Below are 25932 nucleotides of genomic sequence, written 5' to 3'. Positions count from 1 at the left end.
CGCATTCTGGCCTGCCAGTCAGGCCTTGCAATCATAAACCCATGCGGCAAGCCGTGTGGGTTTTTTCATGGAGCATCAAGACACTTTGAGCGATTCAACTGCAAAAACAGCCGAGGCTGATTGGTTTCGCTATCAACTGAAGCAGCAAGATTCCACAACGGCAGCCCGCCGGGGCGAGTTCGTCACCCCGCACGGAACCGTGCAAACGCCAGCGTTCATGCCGGTCGGCACGCAAGGAACGGTCAAAGGGCTCGAAATCGGGATGGTCCGGCAAACCGGCGCCGAGATGATCTTGGGCAATACCTACCATTTGTCGCTTCGGCCAGGGGATGACGTCGTTGCCGAGCTAGGCGGGCTGCATAAGTTCATGGGGTGGGATGGGCCGATCCTCACCGACAGTGGCGGTTTTCAGATCTTCAGCTTGGCCCAAATGCGGAAGATCACCGAGAAGGAGGCCATCTTTCAATCGCACATCGATGGCCGCAAGATTCACCTCTCGCCCGAGCGCAGTATCGAAATCCAAGAGAACCTCGGTAGCGATATCGCTATGGTGCTAGACCACGTCGTCGAACTACCGAACGAGCCGCAAGTAATTCGTGAGGCAATGGACCGCTCGATTCGCTGGGCCGAGCGGTGTCAGGCTGCCGCCACGCGAAAGGATCAGGCTCAGTTCGCGATTGTTCAAGGTGGGCTCGACGAAAACATGCGGGTCGAGTGTGCCGAGCGATTAGGGGCGTTGAACTTCCCTGGCTACGCCATGGGTGGGCTTAGTGTGGGAGAGCCGCCGCCAGAGATGTATCGGATTCTGGACGCGACCTGCCCTGCTCTGCCGGCCGATAAGCCGCGGTATCTAATGGGCGTCGGGCGACCAGAAGACTTGCTGGAGGGGATTCGCCGGGGGGTCGATTTGTTCGACTGTGTTATGCCCACACGCAATGGTCGCAACGCCCTGGCCTTCACCGACGAAGGCACCGTCCGTCTGCGAAATGCCAAGTATCAACGCGATCCGTCTCCGTTAGATTCGAAGTCGGCTCCTCAGGTTGCGGGGCTTAGCCGGGCTTATTTGCGGCATCTGTTTATGGCCAAGGAAATGCTGGGGCCGATTTTGCTGTCGCTACATAACGTGGCGTACTACCAGCGATTGATGCGCGAAGCTCGTCAGGCGATCGAAGAGGGACGATTCGTGGCGTTTTATGAAGAAAAGATGAAGGGTTGGGCTTCTGGTTCGTAAAACGTTTACGATTCCGGAAAGTTTGCCAAAGTTCTTGAATCCTTCCTCGGAGGCTTGGCCTCTAAAGAGAATCGCGACGCGTTTAGGTCCTCGCCAGCTCAAGCCAAGGAAAAAGCAATGCCTTTGCCTTCTTTCGTACGATTTCTGTTCGCTTTGCTCGTGGTGGCGGCGTGTGGGGGTGTTTCCTCTGCGCTGGCCGACGATTGGCCGCAGTGGATGGGGCCTCAGCGAGATGATGTCTACCGAGAGGCAGGTACCATCCAGTCGATTCCCGAGCAGGGGCTGAAGGTGAAATGGCGTGTGCCGATCGCTGGGGGCTATTCCGGGCCAGCCGTAGCTGGAGGACGCGTCTTCGTCACGGACTTTGTGGCCAAGACGAACCAAATCAACAACGACCCTGGCACACGGCAACAGCGGCTAGGTAAGGAGCGGATCCTGGCTTTCGACGAGAAGACCGGCGAGCCGCTATGGGAATACGCCTACGAGCGTCCTTACGAGATTTCGTACGCCGTGGGCCCTCGCTGCACGCCCACGGTCGACGATGGCTTAGTTTATATGCTGGGTGCCGAAGGGGATTTGATTTGCCTCGACGCCGAAACGGGCGATCTAGCTTGGCGCCGGAGCTTAAAAGATGATTTCGGGGCGGAAATTCCGATCTGGGGTTGCGCATCGCATCCGCTGGTATACGGCGATCTGCTAATCACGATGGTCGGTGGCGAGGGGCAAGGAGTGGTCGCTTTCAATAAAAAGAATGGCGAGATCGTCTGGAAAGCACTTGATTGCAAAATGGGCTACGCCCCGCCGTCGGTGATTGAGGCTGGCAAAACCAAGCAATTGATTGTCTATCAGCCGGAAGGTGTGGTTTCGCTAAACCCAGAAGACGGCAAGGTTTATTGGGAGATCGGGCTGACGCCAGCGTACGAGATGGCCATCGCTCGCCCCATGTTTGATGGCAATAAGTTGTATGCCAGTGGGATTCATACCGAATCGGTCATGATAGAGCTTGATGAAGAAAAGCCAGCTGCCAAAGAGTTGTGGCGAGGGAAGCCGAAGAATGCTGTTTACAGTGGAACTTCTACCCCACTATTTGTCGATGGCGTGGTTTATGGCAGCGATTGCAATGTTGGCATCTTGGTGGCGGTCGATGCCCAGAACGGCGATCGGCTGTGGACCACCTTCGAAGCGACTCGGCCCGAGGTTACGCGATTCATCAAGCATGGAACTTGCTTTCTCACTCGGATTGGTGATTCCGAACGCTATTTTATTTTCAGTGAGGAAGGCGATCTGTTAGTGGCAAAGCTCACGCGAGATGGCTTTGAGTCGTTGGGACGCTATCACGTGCTAGAGCCGACTAGCGAGGCCTTTGGGCGTGGCGTGGTTTGGTCGCACCCAGCGTTTGCCAACAAGACCGGCTACTTTCGCAACGATAAAGAACTGGTGGCAGTAGACCTTCAGGCCAACTAGTTGTGGCGAGAGAGGTTAGGTAAGAAGGGGCGGTTTTATCCCTTTTAAATAGCGATGAGGCGGTCTAATCGATCGCCTTTCGTTGTTTCTTGCCAGATTGGCCGCTATTGCCGGTATAGAACGAAACTCTTATCATGATCGGTTTCCATGTGCTGTCACCTTGTGGACGGTACGAAACAGGTCCATTCTCTGGGTGATTCTGACCTTGCGTCTGCGGTAGCTTGGCGGCTTGATAGCAGCCATGCTGGGCGGTATTGCGTCGGGATACAGCGGGGGAACTAGGCAAACGGTAGGAAGCGTCGGCGGAAATGAATCATTTGACGGCATGGCCGGTTTACATCTTGGCTCAAAACGGCGACGGTTTTTTTTCCAACCCTTTAAATTTCCTGCCCATCGTTGTGATCCTGGTGCTGGGTTACTTCATGCTGATTCGGCCTGAGCAGAAAAAGGCTGCCGAAGCCAAACAAATGCTCGAAGGGATCAAAAAGAATGACCGGGTGGAGACGATCGGAGGGATCATTGCCACCGTGGTCAGCGTGAAGAAGGACCAACAAGAGGTCGTGCTTCGCCTGGATGATAGGTCGGGCACGGAGATGCGGGTTCGTATGCGAGCGATCGCCGGTGTGCTTTCCAAAGAAGGCAAAGCGAGCGATAACGCCGAATCTTAATTTCCCCGGCTCAATTGTCCCTCCCCGGACAAGACCGACAAGCCATGGAATAGATCAGGGACGATACCACTTTCCAATATTCACACTTGCCTCAGGACACGTAGTTCTAAGGCGTGGAGACACGCAATGCAGAAGAGTTGCACGATTTTTGCTGTCATGCTCGTGCTGACGCTAACGGTCACCTTGTTGCCGGGCGTCGATTTCGGGCTGGATGCTGGCGGAAGTTCGTGGCTAGGCTCGACCGCGATGGCACAATCGGTGCCTTCCGGCGATGTGGCTGGCCCCACGATCGAAGTCACTCCAGTTGAAGCACCAGCTTCCGAAGGTAACCAAACCCTCAACGTTTTGTTGGTGATCGCTCTGGCGATTGTCCTCCCCTATTTCTTGGGGGTCTGGATTGCGAAAGCAATTCGCCTGCCTGATTTGGGACAACGTCTGGGAATCACCATGGCCAGTTTGGTGTTCAGCGTTGCGATTTGCGTGCTGTTGTGGCCGCCTCGATTAGGGATCGACCTGCAAGGTGGGATCATTCTGATCTATGAAGTCGACGAAGAGGCCAGTTTGGATCTTCTGACGACCAATGCCGCTGCTGCTGGCGATACCTCTGCCCTGGGGCAGACCAATGCGGCCCGCCTAAAGGAAGGTACGGCTCAGCTGATTCAGCAGTTGCAGAAGCGTATCAATCCGTCGGGTGTTTCCGAAGTCGTTATCCGTCCCTACGGCGAAAATCAGGTGGAAGTGCAGATTCCGCTGGCCGAGTCGGCAGATCTCGATTCGATCAAACGCCGTATTACTAAAGCGGGTGTGCTCGATTTTATGATCTTGGCCAACAGCCAGGACCACGAATACCTGATGACGCGGGCTCAAGATGAATCGCAATTAGGTACGGTTTATGTCACCGATCGCGAAGGCAATCGGATTGGTCGTTGGGTACGTGTCGAAAAAGACCAAGCCTTGGGAATTGTGGGTGACTACAACCCCAATGCAACCGACCTGACACCGATGATCAACGGCAGCCGCCACATGGTGCGTGGCGGTGGTCCTGGCCAAATGCTGGAAACGTTGATGAAGGTCGAACCGCCGGAATTCCAACTGGGCGGTAGCCACTTAAGCAGTGCGTCGGTTACGCGTGATAACTCGAATGGGTCGCCGGCGATTGCGTTTAGCTTTAACGTTGACGGTACCCGGCGAATGGGGCACCTGTCGCAAAACAACCTCACCGAACCGAATATTCCGCGTAAGCTGGGGATTGTGATGGACAACGTCCTCATCTCGGCTCCGCGAATTAATGCTGTGATCACCGATAGCGGTATCATTACCGGCGATTTCACGCAGCAAGAGGCATCCGACCTGGCTCAAGTGCTACGTGCTGGTAAATTGCCGGTGGTGCTGCGAAAAGAACCGATCAGCGAACAAACCATCAGTGCCACCCTGGGTGACGATACGGTCCGTAAAGGTGCTGTAGCAATCACGATTTCGTTGATTGCGGTGCTGGTCTTTATGGTTATCTACTATCGTGTGGCTGGCCTGATTGCCTGCTTTGCGCTGCTGTTCAACCTGGTGTTGATCATGGCCGTGCTAATCCCGTTTGCGGATCTCACCTTGCCTGGTATAGCCGGTTTGGTGTTGACGGTCGGTATGTCCGTGGATGCCAACGTGCTGATTTTCGAGCGTATTCGCGAAGAGCTCAAAAGTGGCGCTTCGTTGAAGGTTGCTTTGAATAACGGTTTCTCGAAGGCTATGTCGACGATTGTCGATGCCAATATCACGACGCTTATTACCGCCGTGGTGTTGTACCGAATCGGTACCGATCAGATTCGCGGATTCGCGGTTACGTTGTTCATTGGTATTTTGATGAGTATGTTCACCGCGATTTATGTCTCGCGAGGTTTCTTCGATATTCTCGAACGGAAACGTTTGATCAAAACGTTGAACTTCATGCCGGCCGCTTCGAGTATCGGTTACGACTTTATCGGTAAGCAAAAGGTTGCCGGGATTGTTTCGTTGATCGTGATTCTGGTCGGTCTGATCGGCGTGGGGGCTCGTGGTAAGTCGATTTTCGATATCGATTTCAACGGTGGCTCCTCAGTTCAGATTTACTTGGCGGAAGCGATGCCGATTTCGGAAGTTCGTAGCAAGCTGACGGATGTCTTGCCAGACCTTACGGTGAGTGCCGTTACCCTGGAAGGTGCGGAAGACCGGATCTACAAGGTCGATACCTCGCTGGCCGAATACGGCGAGCTTGGCAAAGTGGTAATGACCGACCGAAAAGGTAAGTCAGCCGAAGTCGATCTGACGGGTATCAACTCGTTGAATCAGATCATCGAGGCGTTGGATGCTGCGGATGTCGGCATTGCTGTAGGCCCGAATGCAGATACCGACGGCATTGAATTCACCGACGCCACGAACTCGCCTGAGGGTGAAATGTCGGTGAAGAACGCCGACGACAAAACCAATACGGCCAGCAATCTGAGAATGAATTTCAGCACCGACGCATTGCGATACAACACCGGTATGATCCCGGCAGGTGTCGATGTGGTGCAGGATCGGATTAAAGAGGTCTTTACGGGCCCCAACGGCGAGAGCTTGTTGGTGATGCACAATATGGACTTCTCGCTTTCCAAAGAAGCTCAGACAGCCACCCCTTCCACGGCTACCGACGCTCCGCAGGGAGAGTCCAAGCCAGCAGCCGAAGAGAAGCCCGCTGCTCCGGAAGGAAGCGAGCAATCCCTCTTTGCTCCGGCATCTTCGAGTTTGTTTGCCATGCTGCCTTGGCAAGTCGCCATCGATGGCTTGTTGCTGCAAGACGAAGAAACGCCTGAGAAGCCCATGGAAGAAGCCAAGCCGGCTGATGAAGCACCGGCGGAAGAAGCTCCAGCCGAGCCAAAGCCTGCGGACGAAAAGCCTGCGGACGAAAAGCCTGCGGACGAAAAGCCTGCGGACGAAAAGCCTGCGGACGAAAAGCCTGCGGACGAAAAGCCTGCGGACGAAAAGCCTGCAGAACCGATGGCGGAAACGCCAATGACTCAGGTTCCTGCTACTGAAGTTCCTGCGGCTCAGATGCCGATTTCTGGCACCGAAAGCATGTTCAATGTTGAAGTCGAATCAGAAGAGAAACCTCGTTTCCCAACGGAAACGGAGTTGTCCTTCGATGAAGGAATCAGTGCTGATACCGTGCGAACTCTGATCGAATTCGCTGCAGATGATTTGGCGATGCCTCAGCCTGAAGTGGCTTTGTTGGATAGTGAAGGCAATCTGTTGCCTGCCGATAGCCGGGTGAGTCAGAAGAAGTGGGCAATGAAGCTTTCGACGTCACCGGCGGATTCCGAGAAGATCTTAGAGCAAGTCAGCTTGAAGCTTGACTCGACCCCTGTTTGGCCTTCTTCGAGTAAGATCGGTAGCAAGGTTGCCGGTGACATGCAGACCATGGCTGTCTCGGCAATTCTGTTCTGCTTGATCGGAATTGTCGGTTACATTTGGTTCCGCTTTCAAAGCGTGGCCTTCGGTGTGGCAGCGGTCGTGGCGTTGATTCACGACGTGTTGGTCACGCTCGGGGCGATTGCGTTGAGCTTGTGGTTGGCCCCTGCGTTCGGCTTCCTGCAGATTACCGAATTCAAGATTAGCCTGCCGGTTGTGGCGGCGTTTTTGACGATCATCGGTTATTCGCTCAACGATACGATCGTGATCTTTGACCGTATTCGCGAAGTCCGCGGCAAAGACCCGCACCTCACGCCAGAAATGGTTAACCTAAGCATCAACCAGACTTTGGGACGGACGTTGTTGACGTCGCTTACCACGTTGATTGTGGTTGCCATTTTGTACTTCATCGGCGGCGAAGGGATTCATAGCTTTTCCTTCTCGCTTGTGGTGGGTGTGATCGCTGGTACTTACAGCACGATCTTCATCGCCTGCCCGGTGCTGCTGTGGTTGATGAATCGCGAGCAGAGCAAAGCCAAGGCATAACGCCCTGCTTCGCTAATCGTTAAAGTTTACGAAGACGGTACCGTTTGGTGCCGTCTTCTTTTTTTGTGCGCTAACTTCTCGGACGAGCACGAACTGGGCTGCGCAAGCATCGCGTATTGAATAAGTTATTCGATTGATTGCTGACCGCGAGTCGACTCTGGCTTCGCTTGGCTAAGTTGAGTGGGAAATGTTCTTGGCGAAACCAAGCGAAGCTAGAGCGTTTTATCACGTAGCAGTGAGCTTTCTGAACTGGGCGACGGTTGCCTAAATGTGCTTGTCTCAAGGAAGCTGCTCATGCTGCTCTTCAACGATAGAAGCTCTGGGGATCGGCAAGCTGTTTGTTTGTCAATTTCGCTACGTTTTTCCTGGGCAGAAAAGTCTTCCAGCGTAAGGTTTGCCTGACGTGCGTGTTGCTTATATTCGTGCCTGCGACAGGCGAAAAACGTGGCAATGCGTTCTTAAAAATCAAGAGTCCGACGCTAGCTAGTGTCGATGTACCGAAGTATCAGGATGGTCTTCGAAAAGTAAAGCAATGGACTGCGTACACGTGACTCCCCCAGACGACGGTACGCAATATGAATGGCGATTCCAAACTTCTGACCTTGGCCGCACTAGGAGTGATCGGGCTTGGGTCAGCCATGCCGTATTGGTCGGCATGGACCGCTCCCGCTCAGGCAACGCCTGAAGCAACAGCCGCTAACAATGCGGTGCAAACTGAGCAGGTCGAACCGAGATTCGATGCTCAACAGTATTGGGACCAGCAAGTCTCTCGTCCCGATGTCGTAACGTTGACCCCGCGTAGTAATACGGCCATGGGGCTCGACAATCCGGCCCAGATTCCCACCTTGTCGGTCGCAAACGAGCGTTCTGGGCTTGGCCCGGCGCAACCGATTTTGTCCGACGTGCCGATCAATCAGGTCGGCAGCGTAAGCTTGGCAACGCGTGTGGAAGCGTTAGATTCCCCAGGCATGGCCAGCCGGGCCGTTGTTCCGATCGAGATTCCTGGCTCAGCTCAGCCGCTGCCACCAACGGTAACTTCGCCGGTGATTACTACGCGGCAAGTAATGAGGCCAGAGCTGCCCGAGACGCAAGTGCAGCAGCAGTTCACTCCCCTGCCCCGTATTGCCCCGCCGAATCACGGCACCAGCAATAGCGGTTCGGCGATAACGCGGGAGCACCGCGTGCGTGATGGAGATAGCTTGGAGTCGATCGCCGAGAAGTATCTCGGCGATCCGCTCTTGGCCGATGCGATCTATCAAGCCAATCAAGCTCAGTTAGATTCGCCTGACCTGCTGCCAATTGGCGTTAAGCTGACGATTCCTTCTGGGAGGGTGGCTCATGCAGAAGCCACCTCTCCAGAGCTTCGACCGATGACTCAAATGAAACCGATCAGGACAGTTGGCGAGCGGTTGCCAGGCGGAAATCAGCCTTGGACAACGCTCGCGCCGCCTCAAAGTTATTGATAACTCGCCTATTTCAAAGGCGTCGAACGGTCGTGCCAAGGGTCGTTGGCTTGCAGTTCGGCTAAATGGCTCTTGGTAAAGAAGAGAATATCTTTCAAGCAGTTCGAACGGGGATCGGCCAGCAGAGCCGTTCCCGAAAGATCGTTGGGCTTAGTGGCAAAGAAGACGGTCCGATCAGAGGGATTCTCCATTTGCTTTTGGCGAAACTTTTCTAGCGAGTTAAACATTCGCTTTCCGTCTGTCAGATCGGTGCGATTTGCTTCACCGACGATGATCATAATCGACAGTTCGTTCTGCAGGACCGGCATTTTGAGTGCCTGATTGGCGTTAAAGCCTTTGAAGGTCCGTGGTGGAGAAATCAGCACCAGGCCTTTCACATCTTGTCCTTGTTTCAGTGTGGGGAGCGTTGGCCAACTCCAATCGCGGGCGGCGAAATTCAGAGCGGCAATCGCGCTGTAATCGCAACCGATGATGGTTAGCATCTCGATGTTGAGGTTTCCTTTGTTGTTTTCCTCCATCAAAAAGCTCTTCACAGCTTCCAGGTCTTGCGAGACAAATGTCTCGAAATCACTGGCCCGGATTCGGTCGAGGTCGATTTCGGTCACTTGACCATTAGGCCCTTGGACCGATTTGCTGGCTCCGTGGCCTCGTAAATCGACCGTGACCACGGCCAGGCCTTCTTTCTGCATAATTTTGGCGAGTCCGGTTAAGTCATTCTGGCTTCGTTCCCAGCCAGGCAGCATGACCACGGGGATCGCCTTCTTGCCTTCGGTGCTTCCATAGTAAGTGGCGTGGATAACGACACCGTCTTTGGTCGTCAGCGAAATCGCTTCCGGAGGAGGAATCTCTTTGCGAGGCCCGGTTGGTTTAGGGGCTGGTTTTTGGGCTGCCGGCGGTTGAGCTTGGACAGCAGTCGTATCCCAAGCCAGTAAAGCGCACAAAGCGACGATCAGCGATAATTTAAGCAAACGCATCTTGGCCGGATTGATTGGAGGTAGTGGGGAAGAGAATCTCGCCTCAGCGGCGTAACGTAAGTCAGGATTTGACTTTACTAAATGGTAGACGCTGTTTTCAAGCGGGTCAACTTTTCCGCGTTTGTGCTTAAGGCGATCGTGAAAACTAAACATAAAAAAAGCGGGCCTCTAAAAGGGGGCCCGCTGGGATAAGGCCTCGGAAACCTTAGTTGGAAATAAAGGTCTCGTCGAGCATCAAGTCTTCGTTGACATTGTACTTATAGAAATTTCGAGCAATGCGGTGTGAGATAAGCTGCATGAACGAACTGCGAAACTCCCGTTCGTTGCCAAGGCTCGATATAAGGCCATTGGTTGGGAATTCGATTGCCTTAGGGGTGTCGCGAAAGACCACTTTGCCGTCGTTGTTAATATCGTAAACGTTAACGATGAACTCGGCGGTTCCTTTGTAGACGCCAGGGTTGGGCTGGATCTCGAAGCGAACCAAGTCGATCGCGATCACCATATCCGCTCCGAGGGCCTTGCCTGCTTCGCGGTAGTCGACGTTATCCCAGCCGCTGCGGTCTTTCCAGTCATCGATTTTTTGTTGCGATATGACCGACACGTCTTCGATATGAGCGACGATCAGCCCCTCGACCTGTTCTGCTAGACGACGCGAGGTGGAAGTTTCTGAATAGAAGGAAGGCCCAGCAACACATAGCACGGCGACTTTCTTTTCAGAAAGCCCGTCGAACTTCGCCGGTTGGTAATCGCCACGAGATAATAGTGCTGCCAGTAGGCCAACACAGCCACTGTTACCCAGCAGCAACAAGCACAACAGAAGCAGTGGCAGGATGCCAGAAAACGACTGTGGCGAAATTCGATAGCGGCCGTGGTTCATGGACTCGATCCATCCGTGGTGAATTGTCGATGGCCCGAATTCATTTCAGGCCGTTATTTTTCAAATGTTGATTCGATAGAGCCAATCGAGCAGCGTGACGGCGACCACGAACAACGTTATCGTGATCAGCACGGCATCGCTGGGAACCCGCATGGTCATGCGTCCCATAACGGCGGAACTTAAAAACCAGGGGGAAATAACCAACGCGATCAGTCCTATCAAACAGCCAGCTGAGTTCGCCCTTGCTGATTCAAGCACGTTTCCCTTCATCAGGTAGGACCAACTGGTCGTCATCCCGCATGAAGGACATCGCATGCCGGTCAGCAGCACCATCGTACAAGGAGGCAACCCAAGTTGTTGATGGGTTCCCACGCCACGCACGCTGGGGGTGAGCCAGGCGGCTGTTGCCAGCAAAACGGCCAAGATCAGGCCGCCAGTCCCCAGCAAGATTCGCTCGTACCAGCGAAGTCGTCGAGGTGGCGTAACATCACTCATGGCAGAATTGCTCTTCAATCGGGCGCGAACGATACCGAAAACCAAAAAATCAAGCAAGGCAAGATTCATGGCTTCGATGCTATCATCGTATTTTGCTGTCGAAAAGGATGCTGGCTGGCTCGCGTGGAAGGCAAGACTGCTTCAGCAGTTGATTTTTCTTGTTAAAAATGTGCTATGACATCGCACCGAATTATTGAAGTCGTTCCGTCCGATCCCAATTGGTGGTTCGCCTATCAAATCGAATCCTCGCGGCTAGCGGAGGTTCTGGGGGATGTGCTCGTGCTTGCGCACCACATTGGCAGTACGGCCGTTCCGGCTCTGGCGGCGAAACCGGTCATCGATATTCTGCTGGAAGTTACCGATCTTGCTGCGCTTGATGCAAAAGAGATCGCGATGCAGCAGCTCGGTTATACGCCGCGTGGCGAGTTGGGGATTGCTGGACGCCGATTCTACTTGCGCGGGCTCGTACAACGAACGCATCATGTCCATGCGTTTGTGCAGGGCTCGCCAGATGTGCTGCGGCATCTCGCTTTTCGAGATTATCTGGTCGCCCATCCCAGCGTGGCCCTGCAGTATGCCCAGCTAAAACAGCAGTGCGCTGCGGCATGCGATAACGACAACGATAAATACTGCGAAGGTAAGCAGGCGTTTGTGGTCGAGCACGAACGGAAAGCGGTGGCTTGGTATGTCGGCAATCAAAGCGATGCCGTTTAGTGGGCTGCGTTACTTGTTGCTTTGTAGGTAAGCAAACAGGTCACGAATTTGAGTGGCGGTTAGGCCTTCTAACACACGATCGGGCATGAGCGATTTCTCGATGGCTACGGGGCCAGCTTCGATCTCTTCGCGTGGAATTACCAACGCGGGATTTTCGGCGTTTTGCAGCGTAATGGTTTTTTCATCTTGGTTCTTCAGAAAGCCAGAGATTACTCGGCCATCGACCGTTAGCACGCGATAGTTGGTGTATTCTTCTCGGATGGCAGCACTTGGATCGACGATTGAGAGAAGCATGAAATCGAGGTTGGTGCGTTCGTAACCGGTAAGCTCTGGCCCGATGCTCGCCCCTTCGCCGTGCAGCTTGTGACAGTTGGCACACCGCTGCTTAAATAGCTCGAAGCCATGCTTCGCGTTGCCAGATCCGGTTTTGAGAATGGTCGCGGTTTGCGATAACTCAGCGGCCAATTGGGCAGGCGTGGCCCGGGTCGTCCCCCAGATCTTGCTGATACGCTCGTTTAATGTTTTGTCGCCATGTAGCTTCAGGTTTTCAAGCAGATCGACCGAGACCGCCGTGCGGGGAATTGTGCCAGCATCGACCGCTTCCAGCAGGTGAAGCGCAGCGGTGGCTCTGGCGGTGGAGAGTTCGATAATGGCGGCTTGCACCGTGGTGGGTTCGTGGGGATAGCGAACCACGAGTTGCTGGGCAATCGCTGGGGATGGGAACGAACCGAGCCCACCAATCGCCGCTACGCGAATCGTATCTGGTGCTGCCGAGGTGGCGACTCGAAGTAGGGCATCGCGAGCTTCGGTGGAGCCGACCTGGCCTAACAACTGAATCAACTTCAAGCGTTGATCGAGTCTTGTTTTCTCATTTTCTATCAGCGTAATTGCTTGGGCTTCGGCTTCTTTTTGACCAGCACGTACCAGCAGTGCCAGTTGTGACGAAGAGTTGCCAGCGGCCACAGCCACGATGGCAGTTCGTAGTTCGTCTGGCATGCGTTCGATCTTGCGACCACTAAACGCGGTATCGATCGAGGTGAGCATCGCTTGACGCAACGTGTCTTGCTGGGCAACTTCCAGCATAAGGGCCAGGCGTTTTAGGTTGACATCGGTCGGCTCGGCAGCCAAGCGTTGGGCGAACCTGGGGAGGATGATTTGGCTGCCAATCTTTGTTGATTCCAGTGATCGGACGACCGAATCGATGTCGAGGGAAGAGTCATCGGCATGGGCTTCGATTGCCCACCACGTTAGTAGCGGGATATGGGGATCGTTGGCCAATTCGTCTCGCTGGGCCAGTTTTAGGGCAATCTCTAATCCGATTGGACCAGGGATGCGTTTGGCTGTCGAAGCAAGTTGGCTGGCGACTTCCAGGTGGGCTTCTTTTTGGGCGAGTTCGACTAGCTGTGCCGCGTTGACAGTGACGAGGCTTGGCGACAAGAGCCGAACTCCCCACATTCGCACGTAAGGATCGGAATGGCTCAGGGCAATCTCTGCGGCCCGTTGCTCATAGCGTTTGAACGCATCGATCGCCCATAGATACTCCAGGGCGAGTTGCCCCTCGGTTGTGGCTAGTTGGTCGATCAACGCATCGGCAGCCTCGGAGTCGCCATGTTCGCGGAGCATGCGCTGAGCAAGTTGCCGAGTTAACTTATTGGGACTGGCCAGAGTAGAAATCAATTGATCGGTTGAAAGTTTGCTTAGATCAACCGGCGTATGCTGGGGATAGCTGTTCGGTTGAATTCGCCAGATGCGACCACGTTGACGATCCCAGGTATCGCGTGGATCGACATGGGTGAGGCGGGTATCGCACCAGTCGGCAATGTAAACGCAGCCATCAGGGCCTGATTTAATATCGACCGGACGGAACCAAACATCGTCGGTCTGCAGCACGTGGAATTCGTCTTCGGTTTGAAAGGTCGAACCGTCTGGTAACACTTTGGACACGGCGACATAGTTGTGCAGCGGTACCGGAGCGATCAGGCGATGCTGATACCGTGAAGGTAGTGCATCGCTTTCGTATTTGATAAGCGTGTGGCTAAAACGTTCGACGGCGGCGTGTTTCATTTGTGGAAAGAAACCATAAGCATGTGGGTTGGTTAGTGCGCCATGCTTGCCCCAGCTTTTTTGGTAGTAGCCTCCTTGAACATAATGAAACCCACGTGTGTTGCCTCCGTTATGTCCGGAATAGATACGCCCCTTTTCGTCGAACTCGACGGCAAACGTGTTGCCGCCTCCTTCTGCAAAGATCTCGAACTGATGCGTACATGGATGGTAACGCCAGATGCCCTGCCCTTTGAAATGAACCGGTAAGTGAGAAGGATTCTTTAGCACGTTGATCGTTGCCCAGCAGGTGCTTCCTTGGGCTCCATACAACCAGCCATCGGGGCCCCAAGTCAAGCTGTTGGCGACGGCATGGGTGTCTTCCAAGCCAAATCCGGAAAGATGAACTTCGGGATCACCATCGGGGATATCATCGAGATCGGCATCGGGATAGAAGAGGAGATAGGGTGGGTTCAAAATCCACACGCCCCCTTGGCCTGGCAACGCACTGGTGGCGATGTTTAATCCATCGACGAAAGTCTTCTGCGTGTCGAAGGTACCATCACCGTTGGTGTCTTCATGGATGGTGATCTTATCGGCACCGAGATCATGATTCGGCGGTGCTGGCGGGACTTTGTCGAACACGGCTCGGAGATGTTCGTCATACTTCACAATCTTCAAGCCAGCAGGAAATGGATATTGCAGGTACTGAACAACCCACATGCGTCCTCGTTCGTCGAAGTTTATACAAACCGGCTGACGTACATCTGGTTCGGCCAGGGCTACCTTCACGGTGACATCCTCTGGGGTGATAAATTCCTGTTCCGCTTCGGCAGGAGATTTAGCAGCAATAGAGAAGTCTCCGGTCTCGCCTCGTCCGTCAAAGTTGCGAATGTGCTCGCGAACGGCTTCGTTCTGGGCGGCATCAAGAGATCGCTGTTTCGTGTTGGGCTCTTCGGCAAAGCTAAGCGAAGCAAACAGCGACAACGCGAGCAGGACAAACGATTGAATTGAGCAGAAGCGAAACATGGCAGGCAATAGGAACGGCGAGGAGGGATGCGAGGATGGCGATTCCCCGTATTTCTAATGCAAGCTCAAGCAGCAGGCCAGTCTTTTTCGTGATAATTCGAGATATCTAGGATCGCAATGGATGAGAAAGTCGCCTTGCCGCATAGCGAGAAGACAGGCTGGTGTTGTTCAACTACAATCAGGGAACACACCTCAAGGAACCAATAATATGAAGTCACTTATCTTTTTCGTGCTGCTGCTCATCCCTGGGCTACTGTTGGCAGAAGAACCGAATGTTGCCGAGTTGGAAAAGATCAATATCAAAGTCGTGCGACACAATGGTCTCATCGACGAGTTGCAGGTCTTTTGCGACGGCTACACGAATTCCGAGTACGAACTCATCGGTAAGTTATCTGGTTTAAAATCGATTTCGTTTAGCGGAAAGCAACTAAACGACGAGCAATTGAAAATGCTTTCCGGGTTGAAAGATTTGGAATACATTTTAATCAACGGCTCAGAGCTAACAGACGAGGGATACCGCGGTTTCTTAGCGTTTCCGAAGCTGAAAAAACTTTCCCTCTTTCATCCGTCTCGCGAACAGGTAACGTTTACCGGCAAGGGGCTTGCTCATTTAAAAGACCATCCCCGATTAACACAGTTGACCTTCGCCGGTGCAACAGCTGGGAATGAAGCTTTTGCTGCGATTAGCCAAATCACGCAGTTGGAATTGTTTCGAGAGTGGCATAATACCGAGACTTCGGCCGAGCTCGAGTATTTGACGAAGCTTGAAAATCTGAAAACAATCCGTCTCGGCCAGCGTTTACCGAATTGGGGAAAAAAAACACCAGCCAGTTTTGATAACAAAACCCTCGCTCTCTTGGCGAAGATGCCTTCGCTGGAAGTGGTAGAACTGACCGAAGCTCGCCTCGATTACGATGGACTTGCTCAATTAAAGAGTTTACCCAAGCTCAAAAAGATTATTATCTCCCAAGTAGATGTCTCTGCTACGGATATCGAAAAACTAAAAGCCGAATTACCTCACGTCGAAATTGACTGGAAGCCGCTAACCGAAGCCCAGGCCAAAATGCTGTCGAAGAATCTTAAGATCTAAGAGTTCCGTAAGTCGGTTTGCTGTAACGTTACCCAAGCATTTCCCGTACGAACGCTTCAATTCCCTTACAATAGTTTTCGAGCCGTAGGTCATCGTGTTCGAGGCCAAATGGGTCTTCGATCGTCTCGGCGACCATCTCCATGGCTACGAGAAAGCTATTGGAGAGCAAGATAATCGGTAAAGCATACCATTCAAAGTTCATGCCGAGCGGCCAGGGGGCGGCAAGACAGTAGAGCAGCACACTGAACCAGGCCATAAAGCGGTAGCTGGGAACCATAGGCGTATTGCGGATGCGTTCGCAAGCACCACACACATCCAGCAAGCCGTTTGCTTGGCGTTCTAAGATGCGAATAGAGGCGAAGAGGCTGTTGTCTCGATTCCATTTGTTCAACAACTTAAAAATTTGGAGCGAGATATAACCCGGCCGATGTTCGGCGTTGGCGATTTCGGGGAACAACGCCTCTATGCTAGGTAGCGGATCGCGCTGACCACGTAGGTGCATGCGTAACGCGTTCGGGAATGCAATCAGGAGTTCCGCCATAATCTCCCGGTCTCTGGGGGCGATTTCAGCAAACGCCGCTACTTTTACGGAGAGATTTCGCGACTCGTTGATTAGCTTTCCCCATTGCTGGCGAGCTTCCCACCAGCGCTCGTAGGCCGAGCGATTTCGAAAGACAAGCAGCACGCCGATCGAGACACCGAGTGCCGTGGTAAGTTCGTCTTCCCAGTCCCAACGTGGCAGCTCGAACTGCTGAGTGATGGCGATTGCGGCCACGCTGTAGCATGCTAAGAGAATAAGCCAGAGCAGAAGTCGTCGATACATCAGATCGTTTTACGTCGCAATGAAGTGGAGAACAAGGCTCTAATTAATTGTTAGGTGCTAGTTTTATATCCCAGTTCTTCCAGGGCTTGAATCCCTTTTGGCCGGTTCCGTATGGGGGAACGCCATCTTCTGGTTGCAATTGGCGATGAGCGACCAGCTTGGCAAGCAACTGCTCGACTACTTGCGGGTGCTGCTCGGCGACATTGTTCTTTTCGAGCAAGTCGTCCGGCATGGCAAACAAAAAGACTTCATGCGTGGCGGGGCTGGTGCCTTGCCGGATATCAGGACCATTGACCACTAGTTTCCAGTTTTCTGTTTTAAGAGCGATGGTTTCTTTTTGCGGGCCAGGCTGGCCGTGGTAAGAGTACCAATCTCGTTCTGGGAAATCGCTCGTTCTACCTGCGAATAAGTCGTTTAGGCTAACCCCATCAAGTTCGCGCCCCTTGGGCTGGCCGGCAGCCGGACCGATTTCGGCGGTTGCCAGGATGGTAGGCAGCACATCAATGTAACCCATCGTGTTTTCCAGCTTGCGTTCCCCTTTCCACTCTGCCGGCCAACGGACACAGGCCGGCACGCGGACACCTCCTTCAAACGTGGTGAGCTTGCTGCCACGCAAAGGACGATTGTTTCGGGGAAACTGACCGACGCCGCCATTGTCGCTGAGAAACCAGACTTGTGTATTATCGGCTTCGCCCGTTTCGTCGATCGTTTTCAAGATTTGCCCAACGGCTTGATCAAGCGTCCAGATCATCGCTCGATAGGTTTGCGAGTTATTAGGGTGCGGGCCTGCCTTCACCTGCTGGAGGGCATCTGCTTTGGCTTGAAAGGGAGAGTGGGGGGCGTTGAAAGGAACGTAGCAGAAGTATGGCGCTTCGTCCTGAGCTGCTTCGCGAATGAACGCACACGCGGCATTGGCCACCAGATCGGTCGAATAGCCTTCGTCAGTGGCCGGATCGTAATTGACTTGCCAGTCACGCTCTCCGTCGCGGGTTAAATCGAAGTAGTCGATCGCGCCGTTGTAATGGCCGACGAAGTGAGTGAAGCCCTGGGCGAGTGGATGCCACTTTCTTTGATGATGGCCTAAGTGCCACTTCCCGAAAATACCGCGATGCTTGTAGCCAGCCACTTGCAAACCTTCAGCTAGGGTGCGTTCTGCGGGCGGAAGTCCATCGTTACAGTAAGGTGGAATGACCGCACGGGCCAAGCCAAACCGAATCGGATAGCGCCCCGTCAGCAGGCCAGCTCGGGTGGGAGAACACATTGGCGCGACATAAAAACGATCGAGTTCAATGCCCTCTTTGGCGAGACCATCGATGTTGGGTGTTTGGACCCAGTCTCCATGGTATCCGACGGCATTCCAGCCTAAGTCGTCTGCCAAGATCAGCACAACGTTGGGCCGCGTTGCTGCGTGCGTGGCTTGGCAATGAAGTAATGTGGCTAACATCACGAGCGACAAGGTGAAAAAAAACATCGCTTTGTCGCTAGTGAGAGAGGCGCGAGAGAGACGCATCGGGAAACCTCGTTGGCCATGTAGTGAAATCGCGAGAGCTTACTTCAGAAGTTCTTTCAGGTCGGCCTCGCGGAGTTGGAAGCGTTGGATTGCTGTTGCCTTTCCTGTTAGGGAATCGACATCAACGATTGCGCCATTCATGCGAACGTCGTCGCGAGCGACATCGAACAGCGTGGGGCGAAAGGTCATCGTGGTTTCGAGAACCCGATCGATGCGACGGCCGATGATGCTTTCGTGCGGGCCAGTCATGCCGACATCGCACATGAACGCCGTTCCTTTGGGAAAGATCTGTTCATCTGCTGTGGCAACGTGCGTGTGGGTACCGAGACAGTAGCTTACGCGGCCATCCAAGTGGCGTCCCATCAATTGCTTGTCGCTGGTGGCTTCCGCGTGGAAGTCAACGCAACGCACTTTGACGTCCGACGGAAGCTGTGAAAGAACACGGTCTATCGCTGTCCAAGGACAATCGACCGGTCGCATGAAAACCCGTCCCATCACACTGATTACCGCGACACGCAACCCTTCTTTGGATTGGACAATCGCATAGTCTTTGCCTGGTGCCGAAGTCGGGTAGTTGGCAGGCTTTACGATGTTGGGCTGCGATTCGAGGGTCTTGTTGAGCTCTTTGCGGCGATAGATGTGATCCCCCATGGTGATGCAATCGACATGGGCATCGATCAACTCGCGATGGGCAGCCGGGGTTAGACCCGAGCCGCCGCACGCATTTTCCGCATTGGCCACGACCAGCGAAAGGTTGTACTTCTCGCGTAGCGCCGGGACGGCATCGCGAACGATGTCGCGTCCGACTTTGCCGACGATATCGCCGATGTGCAGAATCCTCAAAGGAGTCAGCCTTTCCGTGGTGAGGGGGTTACCTGGCGAATTCCGTAAAGCGGGATTCGCGAACCATGGTAACTTTGATTTCGCCTGGGTACGTCAATTGTTGTTCAAAAGCCTTGGCAATATCACGACAAATCTTAGCGGCCATTTCGTCGTTGACTTCCTTGGCGGCAGCAATCACGCGGAGCTCTCGCCCGGCTTGAATGGCAAAAGCCTGTTCTACGCCATGAAAACCGGTGGCAATCGCTTCGAGCTCTTCCATACGCTTGATATAGCGTTCGAGCGTCTCGCGACGAGCACCAGGACGCGAAGCGCTACAAGCATCCGCTGTCGCAACCAGCATTGTATAAGGATACTCGGTAATGATCTCGTCGTGGTGTCCAAACGCCGCGTGTACGACTTCCGGGGATTCGCCGTGCCGCTTGAGCAGGTCAGCACCGATTTTAGGATGCCCCCCTTCCAATTCGTGGTCAGCCGCTTTGCCGATATCGTGCAGCAGGCCAGCCCGTCGGGCGATTTGTGGATCAAGGCCAATCATCTCGGCCAGCAGCCCAGCGATAAAACCGACTTCCACACTATGCCTCAAGACATTCTGGCTATAGCTGGTGCGGAAATGGAGACGTCCCAGCATTTCGATCAGCCGAGGTTGAAGCCCCATCACATTGATTTCGGTGGCGGCTTCTTCCCCCTTCTTGCGGATCGTGTTTTCGATTTCTGAGTGCGTTTCTTTAACGACTTCCTCAATCCGCGAAGGGTGAATGCGGCCATCGGCGATCAATTTGTTAAGCGCCTGGCGAGCAATCTCGCGGCGAACCGGATCGAATCCACTAACAATCACCACCCCTGGGGTATCGTCGATGATGACGTCGACGCCGGTTTCCTTTTCGAAGCTGCGGATGTTCCGCCCTTCGCGACCGATGATTCGCCCTTTCATCTCATCGCTGGGGATGTCCACCGTGCTGGTGGTCGACTCCGCAGTATGCGCGGCCGCGAATCGCTGCATGGCGGTGAGCAGCATGTCTTGGGCGATGGGGCGAACTTCTTCTTCGAGGCGGCGCTGATGCTTGAGGATGATCGCTCCGGTCTCGGATTGCAGCTGTTGATCTAGCAACTTGAGCAGTTCGCTCTTGGCTTCGTCGGCGTTGAGCCCGCTCATGCGGTGCAGGCGTTCCTGCTGATCGCGAATGATATTTTCCAGCGAGACCGAGCGTTTCTCGTTTTCTTCGATCTTTTCGGCTAGGCGGCGCTGATTTTTTTCGACCATGTTCTCCTGTTTGCGGAGATGGGTCGCTTGTTGTTCGATCGATTCTTCGCGACGATCGAGCGATTTTTCTCGCTCGCGAATTTCGTCCCGTTGTTTCGAAAGCTCTTTTTCAGCTTGGGTCTTTTGACGGAGGGCTTCTTCCTTGGCTTCGAGCAGGGCTTCCTTTTTAAGGTTTTCAGAGTCTTGTTTGGCTTTATCGATAATTTGCGCGGCTTCGGTCTCCACGTCTTTTTTGCGGAGCCGATCGATAAATTTGACGAGCAGCGCGGATCCAACCGCCGCGATGACTGCCGTCAGCGCGATATTCAAACCCGATCCCACGTGTTACTACTCCTGCAGCTAAATGGAATAGCGATCAACGAGGCGATAGGCATGCCAGAGCAAAGATTTCCGAGGTCTTAAAGTGGACCCTGGAAATTGCTTGAAAGAAATCCGTCGAATTTCCGGACGTGAAAATCGTTCCCCCGAACGAACCGACCGAGCGCACCTTGGGTGTCTCTGGTCAGGTTTCGTGTCGACGGCCAGACGAGCGTCCGGACGTTGGGCCTGCACGTTTGGAAGAACCTTGGCGGGCTCTTTCCCAGGCGTTATGGGGAATGAGATGGGCGTCAATTTCCAGCCAACCAAGCAGCGGCAGATTGACCACTGCGGTTTCTCGTTGCGAAGAAGCGCGCCGCGATCCAGTCTTCGTACGAACACGAACCGGACTCAGAACTTCCACCTTAAAAGGACAGACCGCCAACAGGAGCCGTATCACGAAAAGGAGTACTTGCACGCTTATTTGCCCTCCGAAAAGCCAAATGGGGCTAGAAGGTTTTACCTATCCGGTACTTCGACTGGGTTCTTCTCAAGCCATTCTCAGGCGATGCTATTCGCTTGATTCGTTGAACGCTTAGATCAACACAATCGAGAGAAGTACGCACGATAATAGAGCGCACGACCCGTTCAAGCTATATTAACAGAGTTACCCCCCAAAGGGAAGCAAGCATTTTTCGTGTTGCGGGAATCCATCTTAACATTCTTTCTACCGTAGTAGATGCACCGGAATGCTTGACTACGCTAACCTTTATGGCCTTACCCTTGCCATAAGAACGAGCGTGTTTTGGGGGGCGATCTCTTTGCGTTTATAGCCTCTGGCACGATTGATTCCACGATATGAATGACCTTTCAGAGCGATTTCTCCAACATTGGCCGTTGGCCTCATGGCGAAATCGAACAACGCTCGTGGCTGTTTCTGGAGGGGTAGATAGCGTTGCGCTATTGCATCTACTCGCAGAATTAGCCGACCATGCCACCCGAAAGAAGTTAATCGTCGTTCACTTCAATCATTGCCTCAGGGGAGAGGCGTCCCAGGCGGATGCGACTTTCGTGGAAGCTTTGGCAAAAAAGCTGGGGCTAACCGCTCGTATTGGCACTGCCAGTTGCGATTGGTCTAGTGATGCAGAGGGGGGCCAGGGTTTGGAGGCCAATGCCCGGACGCTGCGTTATGCCTTTTTTGAGCAGATTGCTCGCGAGATGGAAGCTAGGTATTTGGTAACCGCTCATCACCGTGACGATCAGATCGAAACGATTCTCCATCGTATTTTGAGAGGGACTGGCATCGCTGGCCTGGGCGGCATTCAGCCGGCTCGCGAGTTGTTGCCTGGTGTAGGATTGGTACGCCCTCTGCTCTCTTTCTCTCGCGCAGAGATTATTCGCTATCTGAAAGCGATGGGGCAACCATGGTGCGAAGATGCTTCGAACGCGACGACGGAGTTCACACGAAATCGCATTCGTAACGAACTGCTACCCTACCTGCGAGATGCTTATGGCGAGCAAGTAGATCACGCTTTGTTTCGCCTCGGGCAGCAGGCCCGCGACTGCCAGGAAGTAATCGACATTCAGGTGCAAACGTTGATGGATTTAGCAGTGCAGGCATCAGCGCTGGGGCGATTGGTTGTCGTCCGCAAATTGGCAGAGGTACCTTCTTACCTTGTGCGAGAATTGTTTGTGCGCATCTGGAACGAACAAAATTGGCCGCGGCAAGAAATGACGCAGCTTCACTGGCAACGTTTAAGCGACCTGGCCGAGTCGGACGATCCTACGGCGAGCGACACCATGCCTGGGAACATTCGGGCGATGCGAGACGGGGACGTCTTGGTTTTGCAAAAAGTGTAATACAAAAAAAGGCGAGTCACTTTCAGTGACTCGCCTGCTTGGATTGTTTGATCCGAGAGTCGAGAACTACTCGACCGGGCCTTGGACACCGCCGGTGTACTGCTCGGTTTCTGATTCTTCCCCATGCAGGACGACTTGTTTGTAGCCACCTTGCAAATGGAAGTAAATCACCAGAATCAAGTAGCAAATGCCCATCGTAGCGGGTATGATCGCCGTCCACTTCAATGCCATCCGGCCGCCGTAAATGTTGGCTTCTTCGACGATGGTTTGGGTTTCTTTCAGTTGAGCTTCGTCGGCTGGCTTATTGGCTGCCCACCACTGATCTAGGGCGATGGTTTCTTTGGAGAGTTCGCCTTCTTTTTCTTCGATCTCAGTGCGTCGGGCGAGTTCTTCTCCGTTGTCGCTGAGGACACCCACTTTAGAACCGTCGAGGGCATAGATCTTTGGGAAAAAGAGGAACGCTTTTGTTTTTTCCGAGCGGTATTCCTCGAATAGCTTAGGATCGAGTTGCTCCATCTTTTGTGTAGCAAAGTAGTCCTGCTTGTAACCAATACCTGGGCCCCCCAGCAGCCCTGCGGAAAGCATGCCGATGCCTCCCATCACGCCCATGGTAATTGCACCGCCGCGAGGGAAGCGTTCGCCGACCACACCCAGCATGGTTGGCCAGAAGAAGGTTTTGCCTAAACCGTAAACCGTCGCTGCAGCGACGATTGCCAGGCCAGTATTGGCGGAACCTAGCCAGTAAAGACCAGTGCAACCAAAGATGGCACAAACAAACAAAAGGCCTAGAGGATTGATTTTGTGGACGATTGGCCCGGCAAAAAACCGCAGCACAAACATGATCGACGAGGTATAGATAAACAAGAGGAACGCATTCGAGGAGATCACGTTCTCCATGATATTCGTGATCCAGCTGTCCGTGCCTAGTTCTACGTAGCCGACCATTGCCTGAATGAAAAACAGGAACAGCAGCAATGGGGAGAGGAACTGCAGCAGCATTTGCTTGGTGGTTACCCCAGCCGCTGCGGCTTCGGAAGGAGGGAAAGCTTCCTTAAGAACCATGATGCCGTAAATCAAAGTTGGCACCATATACAATGCCAAGGGAATTTCCCAATAGGCATGCACAATTTTGGCCCCTTCACCACAAAACAAGTAGCCAATGATCCCCCCAATAATCAGGCCAGCTGGCCAGCCAGCATGCAGGATATTGAGGTAGTGGGTCTTTTGTTTCGGGAATAGCGTTGCTACGAGCGGATTAATAACCGCTTCGCACACGCCGTTGGCCAAGGCGAAAATGAACACGCCCACGTACAGGCACCAGTACGTGGCATCTTTGCCTGCAAAGATGAATACTGGAGTAGCCGCCAAGGTGATGACTACGGACAAAGCATGTAGGACAAATGCCAATGTCAGCAGCTTTTTGTAACCGAGAAAGTTATCGGCTAGAAAGCTGAAGAAGATGATCGTGACACCGAAGCCAACCAGGCCACCACCAGTGATCGTGCCGAGATCAACCTTGGTGAAACCATAGCGATTGGCCCAGTCATTCAAAATCCCAGCTCGCACCCCAAAACCGACACCGGCTGCAATGAGGGTCATGAAGCTGGCTATGAGGAGCGCCATCCTGTTGTAATGTGATGGCTGCGTGGTTTCAGCAGTAGACATGGGATGAAGAACTCCTAGACGAAGATGTGCATAATGGGGGGAAATATTGACAACTGCCCAGGAGGCGGGCCGTTTCTGATCGGTATTAGTCTGTCTCTGGGGTGAGACGGGAGGAGATTAGATTTACTAGCAATTGATGCTCGCAAGGTATGCGGCAGTCCGAGTATACCGACTCAGTCATGGAAGTAAACTATTGTCCTGGGGGGATTTCCGGCAAGATTTTCCCCAGGACCCTAAAATTGCACAAGCATGCACAGCTTTTCTGCTTTACCTAGATTCGCACCGTGAAATTGACTCGCAGGCAATTTGTCAATTGGGAACGATCAACCTAAATGTCTAATTTGGAACAAGTTGCGAGACCCAAGCAGCGAGAGTTTCTCTGGCTCTTGGCCTTGATCGTAGTCGTGGGCTTTCTGGTTCGCCTGGCAACTGCCGTATGGTGGGAAGGAAGAATGCCCGCCGGCGAGCGTTTTATGTTCGGCGATAGCCTCGGGTACGAGATCCTCGCGCGGCATCTCGCGCACGGAGAAGACTTCGCTTACGGTACGGCTTACGTAACGCGAACCCCTGGTTATTCGCTTATGCTGGCCCCTTTCTATTGGGCAACGGACCTGCCGCCGACGCTGGCTTTACGGCTCGTTGGCATTGTCTGCGGAACGGTGGCGATTGCCTTGGCAGCGTGGATCGCACGGATGTTGTTCAACCCCGTGGCGGCAGTGATTGCCGCCGTGCTGGTGGCGTTTTATCCCGGGGCGATCGCCATGAGCGTGTTCATCCTTAGTGAAGCTCCATTCGCTCCATTGATGCTGTTGAACCTTGGTTGGTTGATTGTCGCTTTGAGGGCCGAGAGGACGTCAAGGCGTTTGATTTTTGCCGCTTTGTCTGGGGCTGTTTTCGGAATTGCGATTTTGACCCGCCCCAGTTGGCTCATGTTTCCCTTCTTCGCAGCACCGATTGGCTTGGTGTTTTACCCAGCGCGAAAACAGCAATTAGAGGTTTATTTCACGGCGGGAATGGCAGCGGCGATCGTGATGACGCCGTGGTGGGTGCGGAACTACCAAGTGATCGGTCAGTTCGTGCCGACGACGCTTCAGGTGGGGGCCAGCTTGTACGATGGGATTAGCCCAACGGCTACCGGGGCTAGCGATATGCAGTTTGTGAATGACTTCGAGCAGCAATTACAGCAAATCGAAATGCAAGCCACGAAGCCACTGCCAGGAACACACGAGTCGCGTCGCGATGCCCTGATGAAACAAGCGGCAATCGATTGGGCACGGCATAACCCTGGGCAGGTGGCTCGGCTGGCTGTCATCAAGTGTTGGCGATATTGGACTCCGCTAGGCAACAACGAAGAAATGAGCGGCAAGATGGCCTTGGTGATTGCGGCCGGGTACCTGCCGATTGTGGTGACAGGATTAGCGGCGACTTTTCTCTTTGCCAGGCGGTTGTGGATCTATTTTTTACTGGCGTTGCCGATCTTTTATTTCTGTTTGCTGCACATGGTGTTTGTCAGCTCGATCCGCTATCGGCAGCCACCTATGCTAGCGTTGGCAATCCTTAGTGCTGGGCTGCTGGCGGGGTGGTTGCACCAATCATGGCCAGCCCCGAGCGACAAGTTTCCCTCAGGCAACCAAAAGGAAATTGCCGACAACCGCTAGCAGGCCC

General features: G+C 53.6%; 19 protein-coding genes. 9 read left to right on the top strand and 10 right to left on the bottom strand.

Annotated elements, in window-relative coordinates; all coding sequences use genetic code 11:
- The first annotated feature begins 85 nt into the window (after positions 1–85).
- Both tgt and DTL42_RS20660 read left to right on the top strand, forming a co-directional pair.
- A complete protein-coding gene (gene tgt / locus DTL42_RS20665) occupies positions 86–1231 on the top strand; it encodes a tRNA guanosine(34) transglycosylase Tgt (protein WP_425305530.1) in 1146 nt (381 codons plus the stop codon).
- Between the two features lie 117 nt (positions 1232–1348).
- Complete coding sequence (locus DTL42_RS20660) at positions 1349–2695, top strand: PQQ-binding-like beta-propeller repeat protein (protein WP_234824287.1); 1347 nt, start codon at positions 1349–1351, stop codon at positions 2693–2695.
- A gap of 64 nt (positions 2696–2759) precedes the next feature.
- On the opposite strand, the gene DTL42_RS26090 is transcribed toward DTL42_RS20660, so the two are convergent.
- Complete coding sequence (locus DTL42_RS26090) at positions 2760–2981, bottom strand: hypothetical protein (RefSeq protein ID WP_147274380.1); 222 nt, start codon at positions 2979–2981, stop codon at positions 2760–2762.
- A gap of 22 nt (positions 2982–3003) precedes the next feature.
- Between DTL42_RS26090 and yajC the strand changes: the two genes are divergently transcribed.
- The 3 genes from yajC to DTL42_RS20635 all read left to right on the top strand — a co-directional run bounded on the left by yajC (position 3004) and on the right by DTL42_RS20635 (position 8789).
- On the top strand, positions 3004–3363 hold the full coding sequence (yajC, locus tag DTL42_RS20655) for a preprotein translocase subunit YajC (protein WP_114371728.1): 360 nt from the start codon (positions 3004–3006) through the stop codon (positions 3361–3363).
- A 126-nt stretch (positions 3364–3489) separates the two neighbouring features.
- Complete coding sequence (secD, locus tag DTL42_RS26430) at positions 3490–7326, top strand: protein translocase subunit SecD (RefSeq protein ID WP_158545496.1); 3837 nt, start codon at positions 3490–3492, stop codon at positions 7324–7326.
- A 575-nt stretch (positions 7327–7901) separates the two neighbouring features.
- A complete protein-coding gene (locus tag DTL42_RS20635) occupies positions 7902–8789 on the top strand; it encodes a LysM peptidoglycan-binding domain-containing protein (protein WP_114371726.1) in 888 nt (295 codons plus the stop codon).
- Between the two features lie 8 nt (positions 8790–8797).
- Here DTL42_RS20635 and DTL42_RS20630 read toward each other — a convergent pair whose 3' ends face one another.
- From DTL42_RS20630 to DTL42_RS20620, 3 genes are all read right to left on the bottom strand, one after another.
- Positions 8798–9763 (bottom strand): alpha/beta hydrolase, encoded by a 966-nt coding sequence (locus DTL42_RS20630; protein ID WP_114371724.1) that lies wholly within the window; start codon positions 9761–9763, stop codon positions 8798–8800.
- A gap of 205 nt (positions 9764–9968) precedes the next feature.
- Complete coding sequence (locus tag DTL42_RS20625) at positions 9969–10640, bottom strand: hypothetical protein (protein WP_114371721.1); 672 nt, start codon at positions 10638–10640, stop codon at positions 9969–9971.
- A gap of 60 nt (positions 10641–10700) precedes the next feature.
- On the bottom strand, positions 10701–11135 hold the full coding sequence (locus tag DTL42_RS20620) for a DUF2752 domain-containing protein (protein ID WP_158545495.1): 435 nt from the start codon (positions 11133–11135) through the stop codon (positions 10701–10703).
- Positions 11136–11309: 174 nt separating this feature from the next.
- On the opposite strand from DTL42_RS20620, the gene DTL42_RS20615 reads away from it, so the two are divergent.
- Entirely contained in the window at positions 11310–11849 is a 540-nt protein-coding gene (locus DTL42_RS20615; RefSeq protein WP_114371717.1) for a GrpB family protein, read from the top strand.
- Positions 11850–11858: 9 nt separating this feature from the next.
- On the opposite strand, the gene DTL42_RS20610 is transcribed toward DTL42_RS20615, so the two are convergent.
- The gene (locus tag DTL42_RS20610; RefSeq protein WP_147274379.1) at positions 11859–14918 is read right to left on the bottom strand and encodes a PVC-type heme-binding CxxCH protein; all 3060 of its coding nucleotides are present in this window, start codon (positions 14916–14918) and stop codon (positions 11859–11861) included.
- 208 nt (positions 14919–15126) lie between these two features.
- Between DTL42_RS20610 and DTL42_RS20605 the strand changes: the two genes are divergently transcribed.
- Entirely contained in the window at positions 15127–16008 is an 882-nt protein-coding gene (locus tag DTL42_RS20605) for a hypothetical protein (protein WP_114371713.1), read from the top strand.
- Between the two features lie 28 nt (positions 16009–16036).
- Here DTL42_RS20605 and DTL42_RS20600 read toward each other — a convergent pair whose 3' ends face one another.
- The 4 genes from DTL42_RS20600 to rny are packed head-to-tail and all read right to left on the bottom strand — an operon-like array spanning position 16037 to position 20766.
- Positions 16037–16831 (bottom strand): bestrophin family ion channel, encoded by a 795-nt coding sequence (locus tag DTL42_RS20600; RefSeq protein WP_114371711.1) that lies wholly within the window; start codon positions 16829–16831, stop codon positions 16037–16039.
- A 43-nt stretch (positions 16832–16874) separates the two neighbouring features.
- Positions 16875–18341: a sulfatase-like hydrolase/transferase gene (locus DTL42_RS20595; RefSeq protein ID WP_234824286.1), complete on the bottom strand. Its 1467-nt coding sequence runs from the start codon at positions 18339–18341 to the stop codon at positions 16875–16877.
- 39 nt (positions 18342–18380) lie between these two features.
- Positions 18381–19184, bottom strand: a complete 804-nt coding sequence (locus DTL42_RS20590) for a TIGR00282 family metallophosphoesterase (protein ID WP_114371710.1) — start codon at positions 19182–19184, stop codon at positions 18381–18383.
- 28 nt (positions 19185–19212) lie between these two features.
- On the bottom strand, positions 19213–20766 hold the full coding sequence (gene rny, locus DTL42_RS20585) for a ribonuclease Y (RefSeq protein WP_114371708.1): 1554 nt from the start codon (positions 20764–20766) through the stop codon (positions 19213–19215).
- Between the two features lie 903 nt (positions 20767–21669).
- On the opposite strand from rny, the gene tilS reads away from it, so the two are divergent.
- Positions 21670–22602: a tRNA lysidine(34) synthetase TilS gene (gene tilS, locus DTL42_RS20575; RefSeq protein ID WP_158545494.1), complete on the top strand. Its 933-nt coding sequence runs from the start codon at positions 21670–21672 to the stop codon at positions 22600–22602.
- A gap of 66 nt (positions 22603–22668) precedes the next feature.
- Here the strand turns inward: tilS and DTL42_RS20570 are convergent, their stop codons facing one another.
- A complete protein-coding gene (locus tag DTL42_RS20570; RefSeq protein WP_199590187.1) occupies positions 22669–24267 on the bottom strand; it encodes an MFS transporter in 1599 nt (532 codons plus the stop codon).
- Between the two features lie 332 nt (positions 24268–24599).
- On the opposite strand from DTL42_RS20570, the gene DTL42_RS20565 reads away from it, so the two are divergent.
- Positions 24600–25925, top strand: coding sequence for an ArnT family glycosyltransferase (locus DTL42_RS20565; protein WP_114371700.1), 1326 nt, complete (start codon positions 24600–24602; stop codon positions 25923–25925).
- Positions 25926–25932 lie beyond the last annotated feature (7 nt).

The organism is Bremerella cremea (genome assembly GCF_003335505.1).
GTDB classification, from domain to species: domain Bacteria; phylum Planctomycetota; class Planctomycetia; order Pirellulales; family Pirellulaceae; genus Bremerella; species Bremerella cremea_A.
Note: the sequence above shows the minus strand (reverse complement) of the source record. Positions and strands in the feature narration are given on the sequence as shown.

What these genes read in the sequence shown, in the direction of transcription:
- DTL42_RS20610 (WP_147274379.1), bottom strand. Translation starts at nt 14,918, where the DNA reads ATGTTTCGCTTCTGCTCAATTCAATCGTTTGTCCTGCTCGCGTTGTCG.
- DTL42_RS20565 (WP_114371700.1), top strand. Translation starts at nt 24,600, where the DNA reads ATGTCTAATTTGGAACAAGTTGCGAGACCCAAGCAGCGAGAGTTTCTC.
- secD (WP_158545496.1), top strand. Translation starts at nt 3,490, where the DNA reads ATGCAGAAGAGTTGCACGATTTTTGCTGTCATGCTCGTGCTGACGCTA.
- DTL42_RS20615 (WP_114371717.1), top strand. Translation starts at nt 11,310, where the DNA reads ATGACATCGCACCGAATTATTGAAGTCGTTCCGTCCGATCCCAATTGG.
- DTL42_RS20635 (WP_114371726.1), top strand. Translation starts at nt 7,902, where the DNA reads ATGAATGGCGATTCCAAACTTCTGACCTTGGCCGCACTAGGAGTGATC.
- DTL42_RS20625 (WP_114371721.1), bottom strand. Translation starts at nt 10,640, where the DNA reads ATGAACCACGGCCGCTATCGAATTTCGCCACAGTCGTTTTCTGGCATC.
- yajC (WP_114371728.1), top strand. Translation starts at nt 3,004, where the DNA reads ATGAATCATTTGACGGCATGGCCGGTTTACATCTTGGCTCAAAACGGC.
- DTL42_RS20605 (WP_114371713.1), top strand. Translation starts at nt 15,127, where the DNA reads ATGAAGTCACTTATCTTTTTCGTGCTGCTGCTCATCCCTGGGCTACTG.
- DTL42_RS20570 (WP_199590187.1), bottom strand. Translation starts at nt 24,267, where the DNA reads ATGTCTACTGCTGAAACCACGCAGCCATCACATTACAACAGGATGGCG.
- DTL42_RS20600 (WP_114371711.1), bottom strand. Translation starts at nt 16,831, where the DNA reads ATGTATCGACGACTTCTGCTCTGGCTTATTCTCTTAGCATGCTACAGC.
- DTL42_RS20660 (WP_234824287.1), top strand. Translation starts at nt 1,349, where the DNA reads ATGCCTTTGCCTTCTTTCGTACGATTTCTGTTCGCTTTGCTCGTGGTG.
- DTL42_RS20630 (WP_114371724.1), bottom strand. Translation starts at nt 9,763, where the DNA reads ATGCGTTTGCTTAAATTATCGCTGATCGTCGCTTTGTGCGCTTTACTG.
- DTL42_RS20595 (WP_234824286.1), bottom strand. Translation starts at nt 18,341, where the DNA reads ATGCGTCTCTCTCGCGCCTCTCTCACTAGCGACAAAGCGATGTTTTTT.
- DTL42_RS20620 (WP_158545495.1), bottom strand. Translation starts at nt 11,135, where the DNA reads ATGAGTGATGTTACGCCACCTCGACGACTTCGCTGGTACGAGCGAATC.